Source organism: Stenotrophomonas sp. STEN030, from assembly GCF_056759995.1.
In genome coordinates, this window is record NZ_JBRREB010000010.1 from 42,385 (window position 1) to 67,555 (window position 25,171).

Here is a 25,171-nt window from a genome sequence, read left to right on the forward strand (position 1 = left end):
TGCCTGTTGGCAGCCTAGCCACCTAATTGTCCGACCCTCGGAGCGGACTATACGATTTACCAACAAGGCATCGGTTGGTGGATTTCCCCTTACTGAAGCTGGATGCTAGGGCGGCTGGGTCCGGCTAGCAAGCCGAAGTTAAGCCGGACCTAGAGGTAGGCTCGGCGGCCGCATCAATGTTCGCTATGCGCCGCATCCCGTCCAACCGGCGGGACCAGCCGAGCGCATGAATTAAACATGCTGTTGACTTACAGTTAAACGTCTTGTTTAATCACTCCATCGCCCCGCGACACACCCATTCCGGGCAGGGGCTGGAGATCAGGTTCATGGCGACCGCACGTCAGCAATGGAAAGCGTTCTACCGCGCAGCGCGCGCGGCTTACCGGCTCTTCCTCGCCTTCGAGGGCCGACTCAAGCGTAGATTCAAGGATGAGTGCCCGGACTTCCTCTACGCGGCCACCAAGGAAGGCGCTCTGAGGTTCGATTTCAGTCGCCTACACGGCGACTTCCTCCGTGTGTTCAACGGCATGTGGGCGCATGACTGCCGCATGGAACACTTTCGCCGCCGCGTGCGCCTTCCTGGTGCTGGCATTGGCGGTGCTGCATGAGCCGCTCGGGGTACAGCGACGATTGCGTGAGCTGGAGTCTGATCTGCTGGCGCGGAGCAGTAAACGCCGCGCTGCGTGGCAAGCGGGGCCAGGAGTTCTTGATCGAGCTTCGTGATGCTCTCGACGCAATGCCGATCAAGAAGCTGATCGCCGACGAGCTACAAACGGTTGATGGGTGCCATTGCACTCTCGGCGTTATCGGCTCCAAGCGCGGTATTGAAATGGGCGCGCTTGATCCCACCGACCGCGATGCGGTCGCACAAGCCTTCGGGATTGCTCCAGCGATGGTTGCCGAAATCGTCTTTATGAACGACGAGGCCTCATGGAACGCCGAGACGCCCGAGGCTCGTTGGGGACGCATGCGCGATTGGGTTAGCAGCCAGATCCACGGCGGTGCCGCATGATCCGCGCCCTCCTCGCCTCCCTGCTGCTCGTCCTTGGCGGCTGCGCCGCCACCGGCCAGCCCGAGCCCTCCCCGGCCGCTGAGGTCGCCACCGATGGCGAAGTGACCATCCCGGCAGACCTGGTCATCAGCAGCCCGCGCATCTGCGCCGCCCTCGCCGTCTACGAGCTCGCTGACCACGACGATTGGGGACTACGCGGCACCATCGCGGCAACCGCCCTCAATGGCTTTCGTGTCGCCGACCGCGTGCCGAACTGCGCCGCTGGCGTTGCCGTGGCACTGACTGCCGACTTCTCAGCCCGCCGCTGGCAAGACGCGCTCGACGCCGTCGATGCGGTCGCCAGCGGCTCCTACCCCGTTCCAAGCGCATGCGCCCGGGCAACTGCGGTTGTCCCCCTCTCTGCGGTCAGTGCCGACTCCCCCTCGGCCGCCCGGGCGCGCTGCGTCATCTATGACCTGGCTTTCGTCGGGGGTGCGCCATGAAGCACTCCACCCGCGAATTCCTCGGAACCCTTCTTGTGACCCTGGCAGCTGCCGCCATCGCCGGCGTCCTTCTCGCGCTGCTGGCCTACGGCAAATAGGAGAAGCACATGCAACGCATGATCACAGAGCAGCCGCCGATCACTCCCTGCAGCAAAGGCCACGCGGCGCGTCACATGCTCGACCTACGCCGCCCGTCGGCCGGCGGTGGCCACAGCGTGGAATGTGCCTGCAGCAACACCGCCAGGCACCTTACCTTCGAAGAAGCACACGCCGAGTGGTGCCTTGTGCACGGGCAGCGCGCGGCGAAGCGCAGAACACCCGCGAAGCGTTCGGTATTCCCGTCTGAGCTCGCCCAGCTGCAACTGAGTCTGTGAGGCATCCATGACCGACCAAGCCCAGTGCGACGAACTGCTCGCAGCGCTCACCAAGCGACCGATGACAGCTACCGAGATCTTCCAGGAGCTGGGCATCGCCAGAGCCAGCGCGCGCATCTACGACCTGCGGCAGCAAGGCCACCCGATCCACTCCACAGAAATCGTGGTCAACAACCGCAAGGGCAAGCCCTGCCGCGTTGCCCGCTACAGCGTCACCACAGATCAGCTTCTGCTCATTCCAAACCTGCCGGGCCGCGCCCGGTACACCCACCGCCAATCCAAGAAGGAACAAACGGCGTGAACGACATCACCATCTCAACCGCCACGGCGGACATCGTCATCCGCCCCCGCGAACCAGCAATGACCTTGCTGGCGGTGGACGGGTTTGCAGCTGTACCGCAAGCGAGCGGCTTCACCAAGGTACTGGCTGACGGCACTCACCTGCCGGCGGGAAGCACTCGTACCGACCACGTCGCTGTGATCGACCACAGCACCGGCCTCATGTGGTCCGTTGAGTCGCTGGGCAGCAAGGATTCCGCCGATGACGGCATCACCCAGGAAGCGTGCGAAGCCCGCTGCCGCGAGCTGCCCCTGCTGGGCGTGAACGACTGGCGCCTGCCGACCCGCGCCGAGCTCGCGGCCCTAGTCGATGACACCCGCCACGAACCGGCAATCGACACCTCGCTGTTCCCCGGAATCAAACCCCGCTGGCACTGGACGAGCACGCCCTGCGCCTGGTCCTCGGCGTCCGCGTGGGGCGTCGATTTCAGCAGCGGCAGCGTCTACGACTCCCACCGCTACCACCACGGGTTCGCGTTGGCCGTGCGTCGTGCCGGTCAGTAATTGGCCTTTTTGAATATCACCAGGAGCACTACCGAATGAGCAACATCAAGTTCATCAAGATCGGCGCCGACGGCCAGCAGCTGCCCAATGACGCTACCGACTGGGTCGCCGTCGAACTGCCGGAGCACGGCCTGACCTTCACCGCCACCAGCGTCGTCGAATCGGACGTGCCGCAGGAGCAGTGCGAGGCCGCTGCGAAGGCCCTGACGCTTGCCGGTCACAGCGATTGGGATCTGCCGACCATCGACGAGCTGTCGCTGCTGGTGGACCGCTCGCGCTGCGAGCCAGCCATCGATACGGACTTCTTCCAGAACATCCAGAACGATTGGTACTGGAGCAAGACCCCGGCCGCCTGGTCCTCGGCGTCCGCGTGGTTCGTCCATTTCTACCTCGGCCTCGTCAGCAGCCTCCACCGCGACTACGACGGGTTCGCGTTGGCCGTGCGTCGTGCCGGTCAGTGATTTGACTCTTTGCTGAGCTGACCAATGACATCCCGCTTCCAGCCCCCACCCATCATCAAGGCCGCAGAACGCCTGCTGCTTGAGATAGAAAAGGCCGTGCGCCAGTTCCCGCGCTATCACCGCTACGCGGTGGGCACGGATCTGCGCAGGCAAGCCATGGCGGTCTACACCAATGCCAACCGGGCATGGAGCGACCGGCCGCGACAGGCAGAGCTGGTGGGCCAGCTGGTGTGGGATATCGATGCGCTTAAGCAACACCTGCAGTTGGCCAAGCTGTTGCATGCCTTCAACAGCTTCCGCCGATTCGAAATGCTGGCGCGCCTTGCTCACGAGCTGGGCGCACAAGCTGGCGGGTGGAACCGCCGCTTCAGCACTCCCAATGCCCAGAATGCGCGAGCCAATGGCGTACCGCAGCGTGGCGAGAAACTGAGTACCCGTACCGCCCCTGCGAGGGCTAACTCATGACGAAGCAGCGCTATCCACATCCGGGCTGCGCTGCCTGGTCGCAAGTGTATGGGGAGGCGGCCGCCTGGTCCTCGGCGTCCGCGTGGAACGTCAATTTCAACAACGGCAACGTCAACAACAACCACCGCAACAACAACGGGTTCGCGTTGGCCGTGCGTCGTGCCGGTGAGTTTCAGGGAGATGTAGGCCTGCAGGAGTTGTACCAGGCATGGCGGCGCGCACGCCGCCAGAAGGTTCCAAGCTTCAATCAGCTGCGCTTCGATTACCGGTGGGCCGATGGCCTGCTGGAACTACAACGGCAGTTGCAGGCCGGGCAATGGCAGCCGGGTCCGTCCACATGCTTCGTTGCGCTGCGCCCCAAGGCTCGGGAGATCCACGCCCCGGACTTCGCAGATCGCGTTGTGCACCACTGGTTGGTGCCGCAGCTGGAGGCGATCTGGGAGCCCACCTTCATCCACGACAGCTACGCGAACCGGAAAGGCCGTGGCAGCCACGCTGCCGTGCGCCGGGCCCAGGAGTTCATCCGGCAGGTTCACAGCGGCCAAGGTGGCGGCTGGTATCTGCAGCTGGACGTGGCCAACTTCTTCAACAGCATCCACCGCCCTACGCTGTGGCAGATGCTGCGCAAGCGCATGGACGCACGCAAGGTGCCAGCCCGCGTCCAGCAGACCACCCATGCGCTGCTGCGGCGCTCTCCGCTGCATGCAGGCGTGCAGTGCCGAGCAACCGCCGCCGAGGTCGCGCAGGTTCCGCCGCACAAGCGGCTCGCTAACGCGCCCGCCGGGCGCGGCCTGCCGATCGGCAACCTGTCCAGCCAGTTCTTCGCCAACGTCTATCTGGACGCGCTAGACCAGTTCGTGAAGCACCAGCTCAAGGCGAAGCGCTACCTGCGCTACGTCGATGACTTCGTGCTGTTCCACCACGACCGCGAGCAGCTGGCGACCTGGCGTGGTCAGATCGAGGCGTTCCTGCAGGAGCGGCTTGGGCTCCGACTGAAGGCCGAGCAGAAGCTTTGCCGACTGACCGATGGCTTGGACTTCCTCGGCTACGTCATCTACCCGACCCACACCCTCGCCCGTCGGCGCGTTGTGTCCCATCTGCAGCAGGCCTTGGCCGAGTGGGAGGGGCAGCACGTGCAAGGCGACACCGTGCGCGCCACGCCCGCTGAGCTACGCGAGATATCGGCGCGCGTCTCCAGCTTCGGCGGCCATCTGCGTCACGCCAACGCGCACTGCCTCATGGCCGGAGTGCACACCCGATATCCCTGGCTGCGCGCCGCAGCTCAGCCCCGCAAATTCTCCGCTAGCCGGGAAGGCCGGCACATCCAACTGAGGATCACCAAGTGACCGATATCAAGCCCTCCCTTGCCTGCACCTGCCCCAGTGGAGACGGCTCACTGCGCCACCCATGCCCAGCGCATAGCGGCGCTTGCACCAGCGATGCGGCGCCGTTTGACCTAGTCGCCCACCTAGAGCGCCAGCGCTACTTCTCAGCGCACACCTTTGGCCCGGGAACCCGAGCAGCGGGCATCGTCGATCACATCCGCAAGGAGCTGCTGGAGATCGAGGCCGACCCGGGCGATCTGCGGGAGTGGGTGGACGTGATCATTCTCGCGCTGGACGGCGCATGGCGCAGCGGCGCAACACCACAGGAAATCATCGCCGCCATCGTCGCAAAGCAGACAAAGAACGAAGGCCGAACCTGGCCGCACTGGAGCACCATGCCGGCTGACAAGGCCATCGAGCACGACCGCAGCGGCGAGTTGAAATCATGAGCCTTCTAGAAACGGGCCTTCGCCCCCTTGACCGCGTTCTGAAACTGTTCCCCATCCCAAGCAAGCTGCTCAGTAAGCGCAATGGCACGCAGATTCTCCGAGAGGACAACGATGTCGTCCTCGAACTTCTGCGGCTCGGTTCCGATCCATTTGTGGAGGCTCAGACGCAAGCTATGAATGTCTCTAGCGACGCTCTGGTACCACGCAGCATCTCCGGCGATGCTGTATCTCTTACCCAGAACCGGGTCAGCAAGAAAGATCCGTCGCTGCTTCGCAATGCTGAGCATCGCCGAGCATTGTGCGATAGCCGCGATCACATCGCTGGGAAGATTCGGACTGAAGGAAATGAGGTCCATGACAGGTTGCGGGTTGAGAACCGAAGTAGCGTTGGAAACCTCGCGGTACTCCCAAGCGGTCACATACCCACTCTCGTCGCGGGGAACTCCAATCGCGGCTCTCAAGTAAAGCTCTTGAATAGCCAATTCATCGGCGAGCACCTGAGCGAGCACTTTGGCCTGTTTAGTTCTTCTCCTAGATTCCAGCCAGATAGGACCAAGTCCAACAACAAGGGCAGCGAGGCCCGCGAATCCAGTGAGGATCGCGGACAGCGCAGACCAGTCCAAGGCCCAAGTAGCAGCTTTCCCTATCTCAACGCTAACGCTCACATCCACCTCTCAATGCGGTTCATTCGGCATTTTGCCATGGGCGCAAGGGGACCTATCGCAACTCGCCCGCAGGGGGCGAAGTATGGCCGGTGATATGGCTTGGGTCCGCAAGAACTACGGCGTTCCCGCGAAGCGCGGCGCTCGCGTTGAGTACCTTGGAAATGGTAGGGCTGTGCAAGGCACGATCCGATCTGCCCGAGGCGGACACGTGCGCATCCAGCTCGACGACGACGAATTGGCGATCCCCTTTCATCCGACGTGGAAGCTGCGCTATCTGGACGCGGACAGCCCGCAGGAGGCGAGCGATGCGTGACTTCCGCATCAGCAAGCCGCTCATCAAAGCCCTACGCCAGCTCGCGCACGGCCAGAAGGGCCTGACAGTCGACGACTACCGCGGCTACATACGGGCAGTCGGGTGCGAGAGCACCTTGGAGCTGAGCCGGGCCCAGCATCAGCAGCTGCTGCAGCGCCTCTTCGCCTTGCCCGACAAGCCCAAAGCGATAGGCCGTTCGGATGCGTCGAAAGGCTGAGCAGCTGGACATATTCGGCCACCGTGCTCGGTGGCTGGCTGAAAAGAATCGCGAGGCCGCTGATGCCGCGCGCGTCGCATACAACTTCCCCGCCTCAGTTCGAGAGGAAAGGGTGAACTACTACCTGGCCGAAGCGGCGCAATGGGATGCCATCGCCGATCAGCAGCAACAAGGAGATGCATCATGAAGCTGATGCTTGCCCAAAAATGGGCGGAAAAGTACTTCGATGAGGACAGTCGGCCCGATGCCCAGCTGCTCGGCCGGTGGTGCCGTAACGGCAAGATCCCTGCAACCAAGGTCGTCGGCCAGTGGTACGTCGATGAGCATGCATGGCTGGCTGATGGCGACGACCTGGTCGCCAGCGTCTTGGCAGTGGCGTAACTTGCCATGATGGGACGTGCACGCAAACCGAGCCGCCGAGACTGGCCGGCCAACCTCTACGCTCACCGCGACGGGTTCAAGTACCGCCACCCGATCACTCGGAAAGAGCATTCCATGGGCAAGGACAAGGCCAAGGCCTTTGCTGCAGCCAAGAAGCTCAATGCGCTGCTGATGCCCGGGAACGATTTGATTGCTTCCGTGCTTACGCCGGGCGAGACCGTGGCCGATGCGATCAAAGTATTTCGGACCGACGACATTCCCGGCAGAAAGTGGGCGCCCAAGACCGCCGAAGTATACGAAAGCGTCATCAGGCGTATCGAGGCTGGCCTGGGCGCCACGCCGGTTGCCGAAGTCACGGTGAAGGCCTGTGCCACCTTCATTCGCGAAGTAACCGAATCGGAGCGCGCACGGCAGCAGTTCCGCCTGGTGCTTGGCTGGATTCTAGCTTGCGCCGTGGAGGAAGGCTGGATCGACACCAACCCGGCTCTGGCCACCCGCAAGTTCTCGCACAGCCGAAAGCGCGAGCGCCTGTCCATCGAGGTCTACCGTGCAATCTGGGATGCCGCGCCGCAGTGGGTGCGGAACGCTATGGACCTGTCGCTGCTCACGCTGCTGCGCCGCGAGGACGTGGTTTCCGCTCGTTTCGCTGACCTGCACGATGGCGCGCTCTGGGTGGTGCCGTCGAAAACCGAAGGCTCCACAAACGTCCGCCTACAGATCGCAGCTAGCGGCCCTCTAGGCGACCTGCTGGCCTGCTGCCGTGATGCTGTGGTGTCGCCCTACCTGATCCACCGGCTACCGGAGAAGGCGCGGCCAAGCAACATGCGAGCCAAAGACCGGGACCATCACACCCAGGTGTTACCGGAGCAGCTGTCACGGGCGTTCGCCACGGCACGCGATGCGGCCGGCATTGATGGGGACAACCCTCCGACCTTCCATGAGATCCGGAGCTTGGGTGGCGCCCTGCTGAAGGAAGCTGGCTGGACCAACGAGCAGATCCAGGCGTTGATGGGCCACAGCAATGTGGCGATGACCGAGCACTATCTCGGTGGCCATGAAGCGCCGTGGCAAGCAGTTTCCACCGGCATTTCGTTGCCTCGATAGTGGACGAATAGTGGACACTTAGTGACCACAACGAAAAAGGGCTCACGACGAATGCCGTAAGCCCTTGTTCTTAAAACAGTAATTGGTCGGGACGGCCGGATTTGAACCGACGACCCTCTGCCCCCCAGGCAGATGCGCTACCAGGCTGCGCTACGCCCCGATCGTTACTGCTTTCGCCTTGCGGCGAGCCGGTGATTATACCGGGTTTCACACAAAAAAGTTCAGCGACGGAGCAGTTGCAGTACTTCTTCCAGCTCCATGCGCACCTGCTTGATGATCTGGTTGCTCAGCGCCGACTCTTCGCGGGCGCCCTCGCCTTCCAGTCGCAGACGGGCGCCACCGATGGTGTAGCCCTGTTCGTACAGCAGGCCGCGGATCTGCCGGACCATCAGCACGTCATGGCGCTGATAGTAACGACGGTTGCCACGGCGCTTGCCTGGCTCAAGGCTGGGGAACTCGGTTTCCCAGTAGCGCAGCACGTGCGGCTTGACGTCGCACAGCTCGCTTACTTCACCAATGGTGAAGTAACGCTTGGCCGGAATCGGCGGAAGTTCGCGGTTACTGCCCGGATCCAGCATATGCCTCCACCCGCTCCTTGAGCTTCTGGCCCGGACGGAAGGTGACTACCGTACGGGCGGAAATCGGAATTTCCTCACCGGTCTTTGGGTTGCGACCCGGGCGCTGGTTCTTGCGCCGCAGATCGAAATTGCCGAAGCCCGACAGCTTCACTTGACGTCCCTGTTCCAATGCATCGCGCAACACATCGAAAAACGCGTCGACAAATTCCTTGGCCTCACGCTTGTTCAGACCGACTTCGTCGAACAACCGATCCGCCATCTCCGCCTTGGTCAATGCCATGCCTGCTCCCTGTATCCCGCTTCAGCCACGGATCTTTGCGCCGTGCCCATGATCAATCGCCGCCACCACATCGGTGACTACGGCTTCCACGTCACGGTCCGTCAATGTGCGCGACTTGTCCTGCAAAATCAAGCCCATAGCCAAACTCTTGAAGCCCGGCTCGACGCCTTGGCCGACATAACGGTCAAACAGCGCCACTTCACGCAGCAGTTCGCCAGCAGAAGCCCGGATGGTTGTCGACAAGTCAGCCCAGCTGACCGATTCAGCCACGACCACAGCCAGATCCCGGCGCACCGCCGGGAAACGTGACAGCTCGCTGGAGCGCGGCAGCGAGCGCGCGGCCAGCGGGGCCAGATCCAGCTCGAATGCGTAGACATCGGCATCCACTTCCATCGCCTTGGTCAGGCGCGGGTGCAGCTGGCCGATCCAGCCGATGCATTCGCCGTCGCGCCAGATGTCCGCCGAGCGGGCCGGGTGCGCATACGGGCGCTGCGAGGCGCGGAACTCCAGGGCTGCGCCGGAGGCAGCAGCCAGCGATTCCAGATCGCCCTTGAGGTCATGGAAATCGACCTTACGCGCCTTTTCGCCCCACTGCAGGGTGGCAGCATCACCGCATACGGCAGCAGCAACGCGAACGGTTTCCTTCGGCGCGGGCTTGCCCTCGCCGGCCTGCGCTGCGAACACGCGGCCGATCTCGAACAGGCGCACACGACCGGCCTGACGGGCTACGTTGCGGCCCAAGGTTGCCACCAGACCCGGCAACAGCAACGGACGCATCACCGCCAACTCGGCCGACAGCGGGTTGGCCAGCCCAACCAGACCTTCGCTCTGCTGCCACTGCTTCAGCAGCTCGGCATCGACGAAGGCGAAGTTGATGGTTTCCAGCATTTCGCGGGCCACCAGCTGGCGGCGCACGCTGAGGTCATCCAGACGGGTTTCGCTGGGCATGGCGATGCGTGCAGCGCCGCCCGGCAAGGTGGTCGGGATGGATTCGTAGCCGTGGATACGGGCCAGTTCCTCGATCAGGTCTTCTTCGATGGCGATATCGAAACGACGGCTCGGGCCGGTGACGTTCCAACCATCGGCAACAGCCTCGACCTGCATGCCAAGCGCGCGCAGGATGCGCTCGACTTCAGCGTCTTCAATCTGGATGCCGAGCACGCGCACGATGCGGGCGCGACGCAGCAGTATCCTGGCGGCGACCGGCAGATCAGCTTCGCGCACGGCTTCGGTGACCGGAGCCGGCGTACCGCCAGCTAGGTCGAGCACCAGCTTGGTGGCGTATTCGATGGCGGTACGCGGCAGCTGCGGATCGACACCACGCTCGAAGCGATGACCGGCATCGGTGTGCAGGCCGAGCTTGCGGCCACGGCCCATGATCGCCGCCGGGGCGAAGTGCGCCGCTTCCAGAAACACCTTGCTGGTCGCATCGGTGACGCGGGTATCGAAGCCGCCCATCAGGCCAGCCAAGCCGACCGGACGATCGGCGTCGGTCACTACCAGGAAGCTGTCATCCAGCGCGGCGTCGCGGCCGTCGAGCAGCTTGAGGCTTTCACCGGCGCGCGAGCGGCGCACAGCGATCGGCCCCTTCAGCGTATCCAGGTCGTAGGCGTGCATCGGCTGACCGAGTTCCAGCATCACGTACTGGGTGATGTCGACCAATAGTGACACCGGGCGCACGCCACTACGGCGCAGACGCTCCGCCATCCACAGTGGCGTGGTCGCGGCGGCATTGACGCCTTCGATCACCCGGCCGAGGTAACGCGGCGCTTCAGCGCCGGCGTCTAGCTGGATGACCAGCTCACGTGCACCCTGTGCAGGCACCGCATCGGCGGCGAACGGCTTCACTTCGCTGCGGGTAGCCGCAGCAACGTCGAAGGCGATGCCGCGCACGCTGAAACAGTCGGCGCGGTTGGGCGTGAGTTTGATCTCGATGCTGGAATCCGGCAGGCCGAGGTACTCGACCAGCGTGGTGCCGACCGGAGCATCGTCGGGCAGTTCCAGCAGGCCGGAAGCATCGTTGTCCAGACCCAGTTCCTTGGCCGAGCACAGCATGCCGTTGGATTCCACGCCACGCAGCTTGGCCGGCTTTATCCTCAGCTCGCCGATCTGCGCGCCAACCATCGCCAGCGGCGCCACCAGACCCGGGCGCGCATTCGGCGCGCCGCAGACGATCTGCAGCAGCTCAGCCTGGCCGGCGTCGACCTTGCAGATCTGCAGACGATCGGCTTCCGGATGACGGGTAGCTTCAACGATACGCGCCACCACCACGTTATCCAGGCCTGCGCCCAGCGCGGTGACTTCTTCGACTTCCAGACCGATGGCAGTCAGCACGGCGCTGAGTTCGTCGCGCGAGGCGGTGGTCGGTACGTGGCTGCGCAGCCAGCTTTCAGAGAATTTCATGTGTTTACCTTGATGGGAGGCGCGCCTCCCGTTGCGGTTTCTTTTGTTGATGCCCAGCGCTTTGCGCCTGGGGCTGGTCAACGTTTAGAAGCTGCCGAGCGTGGCTCGGCACTACACAGTTCGCCTTTAGGCGAACTGCTTGAGGAAGCGGACGTCGTTTTCGAAGAAGGCGCGCAGGTCGTTGACGCCGTAACGCAGCATCGCGAAACGCTCAACGCCCAGACCGAAAGCGAAGCCGGTGTAGCGCTCCGGATCGATGCCTACCGACTTCAACACGTTCGGGTGGACCATGCCGCAGCCCAGCACTTCCAGCCAGCGGGTGCTGCCATCGGGCTGCTGCCAGGCGATGTCCACTTCCGCACCCGGCTCCACGAACGGGAAGTAGCTCGGGCGGAAACGCATTTCGAAATCGCGCTCGAAGAAGGCACGCACGAACTCGGACAAGGTGCCCTTGAGGTCGGCGAAGTTGGAGTGCTCGTCCACCAGCAGGCCTTCGACCTGATGGAACATCGGCGAGTGGGTCTGGTCGCTGTCGCTGCGGTACACCTTGCCGGCGGCAATCATGCGCAGCGGCGGCTTGTGCTCGCCCATGTAGCGCACCTGCACACCGGAGGTATGCGTGCGCAGCAGGCGGCCATCGCCGAAGTAGAAGGTGTCGTGCATGGCGCGCGCAGGGTGGTGCGGCGGGAAGTTCAGCGCCTCGAAGTTGTGCCAGTCGTCTTCGATTTCCGGGCCTTCGGACAGTTCGTAACCGAGGCGGGCGAAGATTTCGGTGATGCGTTCCAGGGTGCGTGTGACCGGGTGCAGACCGCCGCGCTCGCCATGACGGCCAGGCAGGGTGACATCGATGCTTTCAGAGGCCAGACGCGCATCCAGCGCGGCGTTTTCCAGCAGCGTCTTGCGCTCACCCAACGCGGAGGACACGGCGTCGCGCGCGATGTTGATCGCCTCGCCCGCTGCCTTGCGCTCGTCGGCCGGCAGTGCGCCAAGCTGCTTGAGCTGGGCAGTGATGCTGCCGCTCTTGCCCAACAGCGAAACACGCAGGTTTTCCAGCGTTTCCGGGCTCTGCGCCGCGGCCACATCGGCCAGCGCCTGCGCGGTCAAGGATTGGATGTCACTCATGGGATCGACGAAACCTCTGGCCGGCTTGCCTACGCGGTACGCGCCGGGCCGACCCCCGTCGCCACCAGTGGCTGACCGCCGCGCAACCATCGGCAGCGGCAACCAGCACAAAAAAGAATGGGGAAGGACTTGCGCCCTTCCCCATGCATTGTCTCACCACAGCCGCTGCGCGTGAACGCTACAACTGCTGCAGGAAGAACTTATGCCGCCAGTGCGCCCTTGGCCTTTTCTGCCAGAGCGGCAAAACCGGCTGCGTCGTGCACGGCGATATCAGCCAGAACCTTACGGTCCAGGGTGATACCAGCCTTCAGCAGGCCGTTCATGAAACGGCTGTAGCTCAGGCCGTTGATGCGGGCAGCCGCATTGATGCGGGTGATCCACAGCGAACGGAAATTGCGCTTCTTCTGCTTACGGCCAATGTAGGCGTACTGCTGTGCCTTGATGACTGCCTGCTTGGCAACGCGGAAGACCTTGCGACGGGCGTTGTAATAGCCCTTGGCGAGATCCAATACTTTCTTGTGGCGGCGGCGCGCCTGCACACCACGCTTTACTCGTGCCATGGTTCAGTCCTCAGAGGTAGGGAAGCATACGGTCCAGACGGCCTGCGTCTTCTGCGCGGACGTGATTCGTCTGACGCAGGTTACGCTTCCGCTTGGTCGCTTTCTTCGTGAGGATGTGGCTACGGTTGGCGTGACCGCACTTGTACTTGCCGGAGGCGGTCTTGCGGAAACGCTTGGCCGCCGCCCGGTTGGTCTTGATCTTGGGCATTGCTATGTCCTTGATGGTCTCTTTTCACTGACTGGGCGGTGGTTTTACCCACACTTTCCGTCCCTGCCCTTGTCTGTTTAAAGCCCACACTCCCACTGGAGGCAGGCAGGTCCTGGGTGAAGCAAACAACAAACCCGGCGAACCGGGCCGCCCATTATGCCTTGCGCACCAGCCACTTGCAAACTGCAAGCAGGTTGGCACCCAAAATGGCTGAACAGGCATGCAAACAGGGAGGTAGCCGAAGCCCCTCCCTGTTCAGCAAAGCAGCAGGCCCGAGGGCCGACGGCTTACTTCTTCTTCGGCGCGATCATCATGACCATCTGCCGGCCTTCCAGGCGCGGACGGGACTCGATCACGATGTCCTCACCCAGATCAGCCTCGATCCGGTTGGCCATTTCGCGACCCAGTTCCTGATGGCTCATTTCGCGGCCACGGAAGCGGATGTTGACCTTGATCTTGTCGCCCTCTTCGAGGAAACCGCGCATCTTGCGCAGCTTGATCTGGTAGTCGCCCTCGTCCGTTACCGGACGGAACTTCACTTCCTTGATCTCGACCTGCTTGGTCTTCTTCTTGGCCTCGTTGGCCTTCTTCTGCGCTTCGAACTTGAACTTGCCGAAATCCATGATCTTGCAGACCGGCGGATCGGCCTGCGGCTGGATTTCAACCAGGTCCAGGCCTTCGTCTTCGGCCATGGACAGCGCTTCGTCGCGCGACAACACGCCAATCATTTCACCGTCACTGCCGATCACGCGTACGCGCGGCACCCGGATTTCCTGATTACGGCGGTTCTGTTTGTTGTCAGGGATACTGATATTGCAATCTCCAAGTGGATTAGTACCGGCCCTGCGGAGTGTCCGCCGGGGCCGGGGCCCTACTTACTTCAATGTTTCAATTCTGCCTGCAGCCGTTCGACGAAGGCCTGAACCGACATCGAACCAAGGTCTTCACCGGACCGCGTGCGTACCGCCACGGCCCCGTTTTCCTTCTCGCGGTCACCAATGACCAGCAGGTACGGTACGCGCTGCAGCGTATGCTCGCGAATCTTATAGCCGATCTTCTCGTTGCGCAAATCGGCGTCAACCCGGAAGCCTTGATTTGCAAGGCTTTTGCGAACTTCCTCGACGTAATCGGCCTGGGCGTCGGTGATATTGGCCACCATCACCTGCACCGGCGCCAGCCAGGTCGGGAACGAACCGGCGTGCTGCTCGATCAGAATGCCCAGGAAACGCTCCATCGAGCCCACAATCGCCCGGTGCAGCATCACCGGATGGCGCTTCTGGCTGCTCTCGTCCACGTATTCAGCGCCAAGGCGACCCGGCATCATGAAATCGACCTGCATGGTGCCCAGCTGCCAGGTGCGGCCGATGGCGTCCTTCAAGTGGTACTCGATCTTCGGGCCGTAGAACGCACCCTCGCCCGGCAGCTCCTGCCATTCGACGCCACAGCTGGACAGCGCGGTGCGCAGCGCACCTTCGGCCTTGTCCCAGGTCTCGTCGTCACCCAGACGCGATTCCGGACGCAGCGCGATCTTGATCTGGATTTCCTCGAAACCAAACGCCTTGTACACCGCCAGCGCCTGCTGGTGGAAGGCCGTCACTTCGGCTTCAACCTGGCTCTCGGTGCAGAAGATGTGGCCGTCGTCCTGGGTGAAACCGCGCACGCGCAGGATGCCGTGCAGCGCGCCGGACGGCTCATTGCGATGGCAGGCACCGAACTCGCCGTAGCGGATCGGCAGGTCGCGGTAGCTGTGCAGCCCCTGGTTGAACAACTGCACGTGACCCGGGCAGTTCATCGGCTTCAGCGCATAGGTGCGCTTCTCCGACTCGGTGAAGAACATGTTGTCCTGGTAGTTGTCCCAGTGACCGGACTTCTTCCACAGGCTCACGTCGAGGATCTGCGGGCAACGCACTTCGCCGTAACCACTCTCGCGGTAGACGTTGCGCATGTACTGCTCGACAACCTGCCAGATCGACCAGCCCTTCGGGTGCCAGAACACCAGGCCCGGCGCCTCTTCCTGCAGATGAAACAGGTCCTGCTGCTTGCCGATGCGGCGGTGGTCGCGCATTTCAGCCTCTTCGATGCGCTTGATATAGGCCTCGAGCTGCTTCTTGTCGGCCCATGCGGTGCCGTAGATGCGCTGCAGCTGTTCGTTCTTGGCATCGCCGCGCCAGTACGCACCGGAGATGCGCATCAGCTTGAAGGACTTCAGGAAGCGCGTGTTCGGCACGTGCGGACCGCGGCACATGTCCACGTATTCCTGGTGGTAGTACATGCCCATCGCGGTGACGTCATCGGACATGTCTTCGATCAGGCGCAGCTTGTAGTCCTCGCCACGCGCCTTGAAGATTTCGATCACCTCCGCGCGCGGCGTGACCTTCTTGATCACGTCGTAATCCTGCGCGATCAGCTCACCCATGCGCTTCTCGATCGCCGCCATGTCTTCCGGCGTGAACGGGCGCTCGTTGTAGATGTCGTAGTAGAAGCCTTCAGCGATGACCGGACCGATCACCATCTTGGCATCCGGGTACAGCTGCTTCACGGCATGACCGACCAGGTGGGCGCAGGAGTGGCGGATGATCTCCACACCCTCCTCGTCCTTGGCGGTGATGATGCGCAGCGAAGCGTCGTGATCGATCACGTCGCTGGCATCGACCTGCACGCCGTCCACGGCGCCGGCAATGGTGGCCTTGGCCAGGCCCGCACCAATGGACTGGGCAACGTCCATGACGCTGACCGGGTTTTCGAACTGACGGACGCTGCCGTCTGGGAGAGTGATGTTGATCATGGGGTTCACCAAAGGTCACGACCCGCCGGGCGGGCTGAAAGCAACGCCAAGTGGCGCGGCTTTACGGGAATTCATGGAGTTTCTTGGAATTCTGGGCAATAAAAAAGCGCCACGACGGCGCCTGCATCAGGGCGGTGGCGGAGATCAGCAGTGGGCGATGGTAGTGCTCATGTCACACGCTCGGCCGGCGCTTGGCGCGGGCCACCTCGATTGCCGAAGGGGTTGTTATGGAGATATTAAACCAATCGGGGGAAACCTGCTCTGGGGCCTTTCCGCGCCCCGGCTCACCCTCAGCCCCATCAGGCTGAACGCCCACCTCTGCGGCGGAACTTCACCAGAATCAACCCACTCCAACGGCGCCCACCAAGCAACCTGGCACCGACTTGAAACGTGGATAGAGTCAATGAAATCAACACATAAGGGAACACACCCGGTAGTCCGCGCCCTTCAACAATCACCACTCCGCCCGCCCAGCTCCACGCAGGACCCAATCATCCGCGCCCAGCCGCGCCCGCCTGGCGCCGAGCCCCTCCGAAAACCGGAAGATTCTTGCTCACGCAGTGAATGCCGCCGCCACCGGCGGCGATCGGATCGATATTGATCTGGACGATCTCCCGCCCCGGATAGAGCGACTTCAGCAGATCCCTGCAGCGCGCATCCGCCTCTGCATCACCGAACTCGGGAGCGATGACCGCACCATTGATCGGCAGGAAATTGATGTAACCCGCCGCATAGTCGGCTTCGCGCGTGTAGACGTTGTCACGCGGCGCCTCGGGCGGCGACAGCGTGTGCACCTGCAGGCGTCGCCCGGCAGCGTCGGTAGCCGCCCGGAGTATCTCCAGGTGCCGACGGGTAACGGCGAAATCATAGGAGTCGGGGTCATTGTCCAGATTGGCGATGACCACACCCGGCTCCGCGAAGCGCGCATAGAAATCAACATGGGCATCGGTGATGTCCTGCCCCTTGATTCCCGGCAGCCAGATGATCTTGCGCAGACCAAGCAGGGACTTCAGCTCTGCTTCGATCTGCGCCCTGCTCATGCCCGGGTTGCGGTTTTCGTTGACCCAGCAACTCTCGGTCATGATCGCGGTGCCGTCACCGTCCACTTCGATGCCACCACCTTCACCAGTGAGGCGGCTGCGCATATAGCGCGCCTGCAGATCTGCGCTCAGCGTCTTCGCCACAGCGGTATCGCCTGCGAAGGCCTGCTTGCGCCCCCAGCCGTTGAAGTTGAAATCAACCAGCCCGAGCTGCGCATCGCGCCCGAGCACAAAACAACCGCCGTAATCGCGCACCCAGATGTCATCGAGCGGCATCGGCATGTAGCGGATGTTGGTATTTCCGCAGGCACGCCGCGCCTCAGCCTCCTGCGCCTCCCGGCACAGAATGGTGACCGGCTGATAGCGGGAAATTGTCCTGGCAAGCAGGGCAACCGTCCTGTTCACAGGGGCGGCCCAGTCACGCCAGACAGCCTTGGATGCGGCATAGGCAAGAAATACACGCTCCTGCGGCACCTCCTCCGCCGGCAAGCGCCAGCCCTGCCCCGCTGCTGCATCCAACGGCGCGCACAAGCCACTCTTGATGGATGCCGCCGCGCCAAGGCCAACGGAGAGCTGCGCAAGAAATTGCCTACGGTTCAACATCACATCATCTCAAGGATAGGCGGCGATTTCACCAGACAGTCGGCAGGCACATGTGAACCGGGCACTACCGACGCAGAAGGCGCCAGCAGAGCCCGTACTCCACAGAACAAGCGGATAGTCCCGCCCAGCTGATGAAGGCGCTGTCGCGAGCGACGGCCGGCGGAACTCCCTCACGACACCAGCCACAGGCGAAACCCACGCAGCACCATACCAAGCAAGAGCGCCCATCCATGAACATCAACGAATGAATTCGGATTGCCACGGAAGCCTCCGGGCAGACAAGGCGAAATGCAAAGCCCAGAGGCCTGATTCGCTCTTCAAGTGATTCCACCGAAACCGCTGTGTCGGGTTTCAAGTGGTGGGCGGTACAGGGTTCGAACCTGTGACCCCTACCATGTCAAGGTAGTGCTCTACCGCTGAGCTAACCGCCCGTTTTGAAGCCAATCTCTGCTGCGAGGGTCGTTCACCCGTACCGCAACCTACAACATCACCTGTAAACAAAAAACCCGGCCGGTGCCGGGCTTTTGTGGCCACTTCCCAGGGAAGTGGTGGGCGGTACAGGGTTCGAACCTGTGACCCCTACCATGTCAAGGTAGTGCTCTACCGCTGAGCTAACCGCCCGTCTCAGCAACAATTTCTTCGCTGCGAGGGCGCGTATCTTAACCCTGCTCTTCACGAAGAACAACCGTTTTCGCGAAAAATTTCACATCAGGCCGCTTCAGCCCAGATTCGCCTCCTTCAGGCGATGGATCTGGTCGCGGATACGCGCGGCATCCTCGAACTCCAGATCGCGGGCGTGCTGGTACATCGTCTGCTCCAGCTCCTTGAGCCGCGCGGCCAGCTTGGCCGGCTCCAGCGGCAGATAATCGCTCTCGGGCTCGGCCACGCGACGCCCCTTGCCCTTGGCACTGGACTTGGGCGAGCTTTCCTCGTGTGCACCTTCCAGGATGTCGACGATGGGCCGCACCACCGACTGCGGCACGATGCCATGCTGTTCGTTGTACTCCACCTGCTTCTGCCGACGACGGTCGGTTTCGTCGATCGCCGCCTGCATCGAGCGGGTCATCTTGTCGGCATACAGGATGGCCTTGCCGCGCACGTTACGTGCGGCGCGGCCGATGGTCTGGATCAGCGAGCCGGTTGAACGCAGGAAGCCCTCCTTGTCGGCATCGAGGATCGCGACCAGCGATACCTCTGGCATGTCCAGGCCTTCGCGCAGCAAGTTGATGCCGACCAGCACATCGAACTTGCCTAGGCGTAGATCGCGGATGATTTCCACGCGCTCCACCGTGTCCACATCCGAGTGCAGGTAACGCACGCGGATGCCGTGTTCGCTCAGGTACTCAGTGAGGTTCTCGGCCATGCGCTTGGTCAACGTGGTGACCAGCACGCGGTCGCCCATCTTGATGCGCTCGTTTGCCTGCGACATCAGGTCGTCAACCTGGGTGCCGACCGGCCGGATCTCCACCTGCGGGTCAATCAAACCGGTCGGGCGCACCACCAACTCGGTGATGTCGTTGCCAGACTCGCGCAGCTCGTACGGGCCCGGCGTTGCCGAAACATAGATCGCACGCGGCGAACGCGCCTCCCATTCTTCGAAACGCAGCGGACGATTGTCCAGCGCCGAGGGCAGGCGAAAACCGAATTCAACCAGGGTTTCCTTGCGCGAGCGGTCGCCCTTGTACATGGCGCCAATCTGCGGGATGGTCACGTGCGATTCGTCGATGACCAGCAGCGCGTCGGCAGGCAGGTAATCAAACAGGGTCGGCGGCGGATCGCCAGCCGCCTTGCCGGTGAGGTGGCGCGAGTAGTTCTCGATGCCGTTGCAGTAGCCAACCTCGGCCATCATCTCCAGGTCGTACTGGGTGCGCTGCGCCAGGCGCTGCGCTTCGACAAGTTTGTTCTGCGCGTACAACTGCTCCAGCCGCTCCTTCAGCTCGACCTTGATGGTCTCAACCGCCGCCAGCACACGCTCGCGCGTGGTCGCGTAGTGGGTCTTCGGATAGATGGTGTAGCGCTGCATCTTGCGCAGGCTTTCGCCGGTGAGCGGATCGAACATGCTCAGCTGCTCGATATCACCATCGAACAACTCGATGCGCAGCGCCTCGCTGTCCAGCTCGGCCGGGAACACATCGATCACCTCACCGCGTACGCGGAAGGTGCCTCGCTGCAGTTCGTACTCGTTGCGGGTGTACTGCAACTGGGTCAGGTGCTTGATGAGATCGCGCTGATCGATACGCTCACCCTTGGACAGGATCAGGCGCAGCGACAGGTAGTCTTCCGGCGCACCGAGGCCATAGATGGCCGACACAGTCGCCACTACGATCGCATCCGGCCGCGACAGCAGTGTCTTGGTTGCCGCCAGACGCATCTGCTCGATGTGTTCATTGATCGAACTGTCCTTCTCGATGAAGGTGTCCGACGAAGGCACATAGGCCTCGGGCTGGTAGTAGTCGTAATAGCTTACGAAGTACTCCACCGCGTTGTTCGGGAAGAACGCCTTGAACTCGCCGTACAACTGCGCGGCCAGGGTCTTGTTCGGCGCCATCACCAGTGTCGGGCGCTGCACCTGCTGAATCACATTGGCGACGGTATAGGTCTTGCCCGAGCCGGTCACACCCAGCAGCGTCTGCTTGGCAATGCCCGCTTCGAAGTTGGCCACCAGCTTTTCGATGGCAGCCGGCTGGTCGCCAGCGGGCGAATACGGCGATACGAGCTGGAAGCTGTCGGACATGGCGGGCGCTGACCGGAGTGGACTTCGAAGTATAGCCAGCTCTGGCATGACCCCTCACCCAGCAATACCCCCACGTTCAGCCACGACACCCAGCGATGCCGCATCCCCCTTCCTCCGGCAACCATCACCATCCCAATGCCGACGGCCACCAGCATGCACTACAGCATCGCCCTCCAGGACAAGGCCCATCAACGCAAACGGACCAGAGGCACCAAAGGCGCATCCTTGATCGAACTGATGATCTGCATGGGGATGATCACTCTGCTGGGCGTCCTGAGCGGCCCGTCCTTGCGCGCACTGGCGACAAGGAATCGCGTAATCACCGCCGAACATGCATTGATCGGTAGCCTGCAGCTGGCTCGCTCAACCGCAATTACCCGCAGGGAGGAAGTCATCCTCTGCCCCTCACTGAACGGAGTGCGATGCAGCCGCAGCAGCGACTGGACTACCGGCTGGCTCCTGTTTCTGGACACTGACGGCGACAGAGAGCCAAACATCGTCTCGGACATCATCCGAACCGATACCTTTCCCGCAACCGCCCTCCACATCATCGGCTCAGGCGGCCGCCAGTTCATCCGATACCTGCCGGACGGACGCAGTGCAGGCACAAACCTGACAATTTCCATCTGCGAAAAAAACGGTGCCGCACTTAAACAGATAGTCGTCAACAACGCTGGGCGTGTCCGCAGCCAACGCCCGAAAGAAACCCGCAATTGCCCAAGATGACTACTGATGACACAACCCGCTCTTGCAGAGCCTGCATAAGACGTTTAGAATGCGCCTCCCCGCCCGAATAGCTCAGCCGGTTAGAGCACTTGACTGTTAATCAGGGGGTCGTTGGTTCGAGTCCAACTTCGGGCGCCAAATAAAAAAACCTGCCAATGGCAGGTTTTTTTTTGCCTTTGATCCTGCTCCAGCATTCGATCGAAAGCCGAAACAGGATCAAAGAGCCAGAAATCAGAAGCAACTACTGGGCGTAGAACTGCTTGATCCGGTCACGCTCTTCAGCCCTTGCGAGGTCACCTTCAGCGTGCCGCACTTTGAGTCCTTGGACGCCTGCGCCCCCTGCGGTACAGCTTGCAAGGTATAGGTCCTTGCCGCCGCAGCACCATCGAACCCCACCGCGTAGAACTGAGCGATACCACCGTCACACCGGGCTACCGGCGCCCCCACATAGGTGAGATTGGTGGTGTAGAAACGCTCCGCCAATTGCGCCGACTCCAGCAGACAAGATGCCGCAGCCGCACGACGCGTCTTGACGATATGGTTGATGTAAGTGGGATAGGCGATCGAGGCAAGGATGCCAATGATCGCCACCACTACCATGAGCTCAATCAGCGAGAAACCACGCTGGCTCTGTGCACGCTGCATCATTCGACCCTCATCAATTATTCAGGATTTCGCGCCACGAAACGCGGCCTACATTACGTGTTTCTCGGATAGGCATGCCGCCGCGACCACCGCTGGAGCCCCCCACCACAGCCTGCCCGCGCAGAAGTTCAGCCAGAGTGGGCATGCCAACACCCAAATCCACCGAACCAACCGGCAACTTGGCATTGCCAATCACTTCATCCTGAAAACTGCCATTTTTGTTCAAATCAAACAGTGATTCAGCAGCACTAGTGCCGGTAAAGGCATCCAGTGCGTTGAGATAGCCCCGACCATCCGGGCGACACGCATCTGCCGTCGGAATCACCGATGAAAAGACCAGCATGTCGCCATACAACTGCGTATCACTTACAACCCGCTCACCCTCCTTTGTACCAGGTGCGGGCGGGGTGAGCAGATCCATGTACCAGCCCTTTGAACCCGCTGGCAGCGCCGCTTTGGCCTCAAAAGCACGCAAGGGATAGCCATTGACGTCTTGCGCTGCCACGATAGTACGCCGAGTCAAATTGACACCAGCACCACTACGACTCTTGGCCGTACCGTCGTCAACGAACGCATACATACTTTGCGTATCGGTAGTCTTCATATCGCCAGTTGTAATCAACCGCCCCGTGCCAACGAACACCCAAGGCTTATAAGTCCTGGGATGCATAGCCACAGTCAAGCCGCCGGTGATCGGCTGAGCCTTGCTCGCCGAATCGGTTGCCGTAAACAGTGGCGCGCTGCCTGCGACCCCCCAACTGCCAACGGTAGCTGCGGACAAGTCGAACTTCCATACGTTTCCGAGCATATCGCCGCCATAAACAGCATCGACAGTGCCACTGCCGTCACCATCCCAACCTACCGCCCCCATCAATCCATTGGAAGTAGCTGCATCCAGTGCAGCCGAGCCCACCCCGGTATCGATAGCCTTGATCAACGCTCCGGTACTGAGGTTGTAGACCAACAGTCCCGCATTACCACTGGCGCTATTCAAACCGTTGGCGACGATAACCGCAGTAACGCCATTGTTGAGCTTGGCGATAAGCGGCTTGGCCTGCACCAGGCCCATCAGGGTCGAGCTATCTCGCACCTCCCACTTGAAACTGGTCGTGGAGAACGCAGCTGGAGTGGTGACATCCAACGCGTACAGGCCCTTGCCGCCCTTACCCAGCGTGCCGACCAGAATATTGCTACCACCACCCTGGGCGCGAGTCGAAACGGTCACCGGGCCATCCACGAAGTAGCGATGCCCATAATCAGGACGACTCAAACTCGCAAAATCGCTCCAGTTGATTCCGCCTGGAATGTAGGCGAACACTTCGTTGCCGTTTGCTGCATTGATGGCGTGCAACATGCCGTCGTTGCCCCCCACATAGAGCGTGTCGGTTTCGCGCACGTAAGCCGGCGAAGAACTAACAATATCTCCCAATAGATGATTGCGATTGCGCAGGGTGCCGCCATTCTGCAATTCTAGCGTTCGGCCACCAGCCAGATAGGCCGCATTGTTATCGCGAGTCACAGGGTAATTGGTCACTCCAGTACGCTCAAGCAGAGTAAGACGTGCAGTTGAGAGCCCATTCGGAAAAATCGAAGCCGCTGTCCCCGCGTCATTACCAACAAAGATTTTGCGACCACTTGTCGGAACACCAGTACTGGCACGCCAACTCGCGGCACTGCCTACCCCATCACTGGTGACGGGATACGCCTGAACCTCGCCGGTCCAGACACCGGACACATAGCTGGCTTGATAGACACGCGTCCCACCATCCACGGAAGTCGAGTTTGCCGCAACGTTGGAGAACGAACCCGTCCGCTCAGTAATAGTCGACAACGCCGCCTTCAAACCTACTGACAACGCTTGCGGGTTACTCGCGGCAATGAACTCGCCGTGGCCGTTGACCGCCGCATGCAGAAGGTCATCGATATTATTGATGCTGTCGGAAGACGGCTTGGGCCACGCAACATTGACACCGTTTTTACGTGGCGAACCATCAGAAAGAACTCTTGCCACTGAACCCTGATCAAGGGTGCCACGCAGGCCGATGGAAATACCGAAGGTAACCATATGCTGCCAGAACGCCGGATTGGAGGACGAGGTCGGCACGATATTGTCCAGATCACGAAGATCCTGACTCCAGTATTTCATTGCCACGTCAGCCAGAGTATTTCCGTCCGAGGAGCTATAGGGCACGGCGGCCCGATACTGGTAACTCTTCCCACCAGGACCCTCGATCAGGTCACCGTCGGCATTGTCAGCATTACCAAAACTTGTGCCGCTATCCTGGTTCCAGAAACCGTCCGTTGTCAAAATGGTGAAGTTCTGCCGGCAAGCGAGCTGGGAGTTTCCCGACTCCGGGCCATAGGGCCCGGTATCAGCGCTACTCTGGAAATACTTGCCCGCGTTATCAAGTGCAGAGCGCAAGGGCGTTGAACCCGTCGTCGTGGTTGCTTGCAGCCGCTGGAACCACTGACTGCGATTGTTGTTCGCACCCGTAGCGCCGGCCGGGTCAGCAAACAACCCTTGGTTGTACCTGACAGGAATAGGCACCGCATGACTTGGCACGTTATTGGAGGTAGCCCCTCCCTGCCCGTTGATCGTTCTAAAGCCTACGCGCATGTCGGTGCCCAGCTGCGAGAACGCAAGGCTCACGCCCGCCTTGGCCGCCTTCATGCGAGTACGGTGGTAAGAATACCAAGCCGCGAAGTTTGCACGCTCCTTCGCTGCAGTCCGCCCCAAAGGCGCTATCAAGGTGCAGTTTCTCCACTGAGTACCGGAACTGCTACTGCAACCTCGATTGGAGACGCCTTGATTGTAATTGGGGGAATTACCACTCCGCCCCATGTACTCGCTGCGAACAACCTCGCCATCGGTATGGATTTGATATCGGTAATAGCTTTCGATCGCAGACAACTGCGCTTCGGTAGCCGTGTCCGGATCCGCACCTATCCCCGCATCCTTGGGAACATAGTATGTCTGGATATTATCAGACAGATCGGTGGTACCACCCGATGCGAGGTTGGCATTGGTAAACACGCTTTCATAGGACAAGCCCGCGGTCATCGCCACGCCAGCGGCGTTCACCCACGGCAGATAATCTACGTAAGGATTGTAGTACACCGTATTGCGCGTATAGGCCAGGTTCCTATCACCAGGACTCGCCAGCGCCGGCACGCTGTCAGGCATGTATGTCCACGCCATTGAACCCGAATCATCCAGCAGAAGAAGAATATTCGGCGCTACGCGTGCATTGGTGGTCAGCGGGTCGGTGGGCAGAGTCATCGCCGCATTGACCGGCAGCGCCAGCAATGTGACCGCGAAAGCCAAGCTCGCTGGCAGCGCTTTCTGCAGCCATGTATTGCGCTTGCGGCCGGCGTTACGGATGGAAATATTCATAT

At 61.5% G+C, this 25,171-nt stretch carries 28 protein-coding genes and 4 tRNA genes; 16 read left to right on the forward strand and 16 right to left on the reverse strand.

What is annotated here, in order from left to right; genetic code table 11:
• The first annotated feature begins 326 nt into the window (after positions 1-326).
• The 10 genes from ACVOLR_RS05280 (at position 327) to ACVOLR_RS05325 (ending at position 5,411) form a co-directional block, all read left to right on the forward strand.
• Complete coding sequence (locus tag ACVOLR_RS05280; protein WP_481535511.1) at positions 327-608, forward strand: hypothetical protein; 282 nt, start codon at positions 327-329, stop codon at positions 606-608.
• On the forward strand, positions 605-1,012 hold the full coding sequence (locus ACVOLR_RS05285) for a hypothetical protein (protein ID WP_481535512.1): 408 nt from the start codon (positions 605-607) through the stop codon (positions 1,010-1,012). Before ACVOLR_RS05280 ends, ACVOLR_RS05285 begins: the two co-directional genes overlap by 4 nt.
• Positions 1,009-1,494, forward strand: coding sequence for a hypothetical protein (locus ACVOLR_RS05290; RefSeq protein ID WP_481535513.1), 486 nt, complete (start codon positions 1,009-1,011; stop codon positions 1,492-1,494). The genes ACVOLR_RS05285 and ACVOLR_RS05290 overlap by 4 nt, the downstream gene beginning before the upstream one ends.
• Positions 1,495-1,601: 107 nt before the next feature.
• On the forward strand, positions 1,602-1,868 hold the full coding sequence (locus ACVOLR_RS05295; RefSeq protein WP_481535514.1) for a hypothetical protein: 267 nt from the start codon (positions 1,602-1,604) through the stop codon (positions 1,866-1,868).
• A gap of 7 nt (positions 1,869-1,875) precedes the next feature.
• The gene (locus ACVOLR_RS05300; protein WP_481535515.1) at positions 1,876-2,169 is read left to right on the forward strand and encodes a helix-turn-helix domain-containing protein; all 294 of its coding nucleotides are present in this window, start codon (positions 1,876-1,878) and stop codon (positions 2,167-2,169) included.
• Positions 2,166-2,711 (forward strand): Lcl C-terminal domain-containing protein, encoded by a 546-nt coding sequence (locus ACVOLR_RS05305; protein WP_481535516.1) that lies wholly within the window; start codon positions 2,166-2,168, stop codon positions 2,709-2,711. The genes ACVOLR_RS05300 and ACVOLR_RS05305 overlap by 4 nt, the downstream gene beginning before the upstream one ends.
• Before the next feature lie 35 nt (positions 2,712-2,746).
• Positions 2,747-3,172, forward strand: a complete 426-nt coding sequence (locus ACVOLR_RS05310) for an Lcl C-terminal domain-containing protein (RefSeq protein ID WP_481535517.1) — start codon at positions 2,747-2,749, stop codon at positions 3,170-3,172.
• A 24-nt stretch (positions 3,173-3,196) separates the two neighbouring features.
• Positions 3,197-3,637, forward strand: a complete 441-nt coding sequence (locus tag ACVOLR_RS05315; RefSeq protein WP_481535518.1) for a four helix bundle protein — start codon at positions 3,197-3,199, stop codon at positions 3,635-3,637.
• A complete protein-coding gene (locus ACVOLR_RS05320; RefSeq protein WP_481535519.1) occupies positions 3,634-4,983 on the forward strand; it encodes a reverse transcriptase/maturase family protein in 1,350 nt (449 codons plus the stop codon). The genes ACVOLR_RS05315 and ACVOLR_RS05320 overlap by 4 nt, the downstream gene beginning before the upstream one ends.
• On the forward strand, positions 4,980-5,411 hold the full coding sequence (locus ACVOLR_RS05325) for a dATP/dGTP pyrophosphohydrolase domain-containing protein (RefSeq protein WP_481535520.1): 432 nt from the start codon (positions 4,980-4,982) through the stop codon (positions 5,409-5,411). Before ACVOLR_RS05320 ends, ACVOLR_RS05325 begins: the two co-directional genes overlap by 4 nt.
• 5 nt (positions 5,412-5,416) lie before the next feature.
• Here the strand turns inward: ACVOLR_RS05325 and ACVOLR_RS05330 are convergent, their stop codons facing one another.
• Positions 5,417-6,034: a hypothetical protein gene (locus tag ACVOLR_RS05330; protein ID WP_481535521.1), complete on the reverse strand. Its 618-nt coding sequence runs from the start codon at positions 6,032-6,034 to the stop codon at positions 5,417-5,419.
• Positions 6,035-6,381: 347 nt separating this feature from the next.
• Here ACVOLR_RS05330 and ACVOLR_RS05335 point away from each other — a divergent pair, with 347 nt between their 5' ends.
• Genes ACVOLR_RS05335 through ACVOLR_RS05350 form a run of 4 tightly spaced genes read left to right on the forward strand, consistent with a single transcriptional unit; the run spans position 6,382 to position 8,091 of the window.
• The gene (locus ACVOLR_RS05335; protein WP_481535522.1) at positions 6,382-6,606 is read left to right on the forward strand and encodes a hypothetical protein; all 225 of its coding nucleotides are present in this window, start codon (positions 6,382-6,384) and stop codon (positions 6,604-6,606) included.
• Positions 6,590-6,793, forward strand: a complete 204-nt coding sequence (locus tag ACVOLR_RS05340; RefSeq protein WP_481535523.1) for a hypothetical protein — start codon at positions 6,590-6,592, stop codon at positions 6,791-6,793. Before ACVOLR_RS05335 ends, ACVOLR_RS05340 begins: the two co-directional genes overlap by 17 nt.
• Positions 6,790-6,987, forward strand: a complete 198-nt coding sequence (locus tag ACVOLR_RS05345; RefSeq protein WP_481535524.1) for a hypothetical protein — start codon at positions 6,790-6,792, stop codon at positions 6,985-6,987. The genes ACVOLR_RS05340 and ACVOLR_RS05345 overlap by 4 nt, the downstream gene beginning before the upstream one ends.
• A gap of 6 nt (positions 6,988-6,993) precedes the next feature.
• Positions 6,994-8,091, forward strand: coding sequence for a tyrosine-type recombinase/integrase (locus tag ACVOLR_RS05350; RefSeq protein WP_481535525.1), 1,098 nt, complete (start codon positions 6,994-6,996; stop codon positions 8,089-8,091).
• An 83-nt stretch (positions 8,092-8,174) separates the two neighbouring features.
• Here the strand turns inward: ACVOLR_RS05350 and ACVOLR_RS05355 are convergent.
• The 13 genes from ACVOLR_RS05355 to uvrB form a co-directional block, all read right to left on the reverse strand.
• Positions 8,175-8,251, reverse strand: a tRNA-Pro gene (locus tag ACVOLR_RS05355).
• A 61-nt stretch (positions 8,252-8,312) separates the two neighbouring features.
• Positions 8,313-8,669 (reverse strand): MerR family transcriptional regulator, encoded by a 357-nt coding sequence (locus ACVOLR_RS05360; protein ID WP_303746832.1) that lies wholly within the window; start codon positions 8,667-8,669, stop codon positions 8,313-8,315.
• On the reverse strand, positions 8,650-8,949 hold the full coding sequence (locus ACVOLR_RS05365; RefSeq protein WP_054657702.1) for an integration host factor subunit alpha: 300 nt from the start codon (positions 8,947-8,949) through the stop codon (positions 8,650-8,652). Before ACVOLR_RS05365 ends, ACVOLR_RS05360 begins: the two co-directional genes overlap by 20 nt.
• A 21-nt stretch (positions 8,950-8,970) precedes the next feature.
• Complete coding sequence (gene pheT / locus ACVOLR_RS05370) at positions 8,971-11,352, reverse strand: phenylalanine--tRNA ligase subunit beta (RefSeq protein WP_481535526.1); 2,382 nt, start codon at positions 11,350-11,352, stop codon at positions 8,971-8,973.
• 126 nt (positions 11,353-11,478) lie between these two features.
• Positions 11,479-12,474 carry a phenylalanine--tRNA ligase subunit alpha gene (pheS, locus tag ACVOLR_RS05375; protein ID WP_481515573.1) on the reverse strand — a complete coding sequence of 332 codons (996 nt, stop codon included), beginning with the start codon at positions 12,472-12,474 and terminating at the stop codon, positions 11,479-11,481.
• 200 nt (positions 12,475-12,674) lie between these two features.
• Positions 12,675-13,034, reverse strand: coding sequence for a 50S ribosomal protein L20 (rplT, locus tag ACVOLR_RS05380; RefSeq protein WP_054657697.1), 360 nt, complete (start codon positions 13,032-13,034; stop codon positions 12,675-12,677).
• A gap of 10 nt (positions 13,035-13,044) precedes the next feature.
• A complete protein-coding gene (gene rpmI / locus ACVOLR_RS05385) occupies positions 13,045-13,242 on the reverse strand; it encodes a 50S ribosomal protein L35 (protein WP_002811096.1) in 198 nt (65 codons plus the stop codon).
• Between the two features lie 287 nt (positions 13,243-13,529).
• Entirely contained in the window at positions 13,530-14,054 is a 525-nt protein-coding gene (infC, locus tag ACVOLR_RS05390; RefSeq protein WP_313319538.1) for a translation initiation factor IF-3, read from the reverse strand.
• A 68-nt stretch (positions 14,055-14,122) separates the two neighbouring features.
• Positions 14,123-16,027, reverse strand: a complete 1,905-nt coding sequence (gene thrS, locus ACVOLR_RS05395) for a threonine--tRNA ligase (RefSeq protein ID WP_481535527.1) — start codon at positions 16,025-16,027, stop codon at positions 14,123-14,125.
• Between the two features lie 491 nt (positions 16,028-16,518).
• The gene (locus tag ACVOLR_RS05400) at positions 16,519-17,670 is read right to left on the reverse strand and encodes an agmatine deiminase family protein (RefSeq protein WP_481535528.1); all 1,152 of its coding nucleotides are present in this window, start codon (positions 17,668-17,670) and stop codon (positions 16,519-16,521) included.
• A gap of 356 nt (positions 17,671-18,026) precedes the next feature.
• Positions 18,027-18,101 (reverse strand) — tRNA-Val (locus ACVOLR_RS05405).
• A gap of 115 nt (positions 18,102-18,216) precedes the next feature.
• Positions 18,217-18,291: transfer RNA gene (locus ACVOLR_RS05410), tRNA-Val, on the reverse strand.
• 97 nt (positions 18,292-18,388) lie between these two features.
• Entirely contained in the window at positions 18,389-20,404 is a 2,016-nt protein-coding gene (gene uvrB / locus ACVOLR_RS05415; protein WP_481535529.1) for an excinuclease ABC subunit UvrB, read from the reverse strand.
• Positions 20,405-20,557: 153 nt separating this feature from the next.
• Between uvrB and ACVOLR_RS05420 the strand changes: the two genes are divergently transcribed.
• Complete coding sequence (locus ACVOLR_RS05420; RefSeq protein ID WP_481535530.1) at positions 20,558-21,130, forward strand: GspH/FimT family pseudopilin; 573 nt, start codon at positions 20,558-20,560, stop codon at positions 21,128-21,130.
• A gap of 61 nt (positions 21,131-21,191) precedes the next feature.
• A tRNA-Asn gene (locus ACVOLR_RS05425) sits at positions 21,192-21,268 on the forward strand.
• 93 nt (positions 21,269-21,361) lie between these two features.
• Here the strand turns inward: ACVOLR_RS05425 and ACVOLR_RS05430 are convergent.
• A complete protein-coding gene (locus ACVOLR_RS05430) occupies positions 21,362-21,778 on the reverse strand; it encodes a type IV pilin protein (protein WP_481535531.1) in 417 nt (138 codons plus the stop codon).
• A gap of 10 nt (positions 21,779-21,788) precedes the next feature.
• Positions 21,789-25,169, reverse strand: a complete 3,381-nt coding sequence (locus ACVOLR_RS05435; protein WP_481535532.1) for a pilus assembly protein — start codon at positions 25,167-25,169, stop codon at positions 21,789-21,791.
• Positions 25,170-25,171 lie beyond the last annotated feature (2 nt).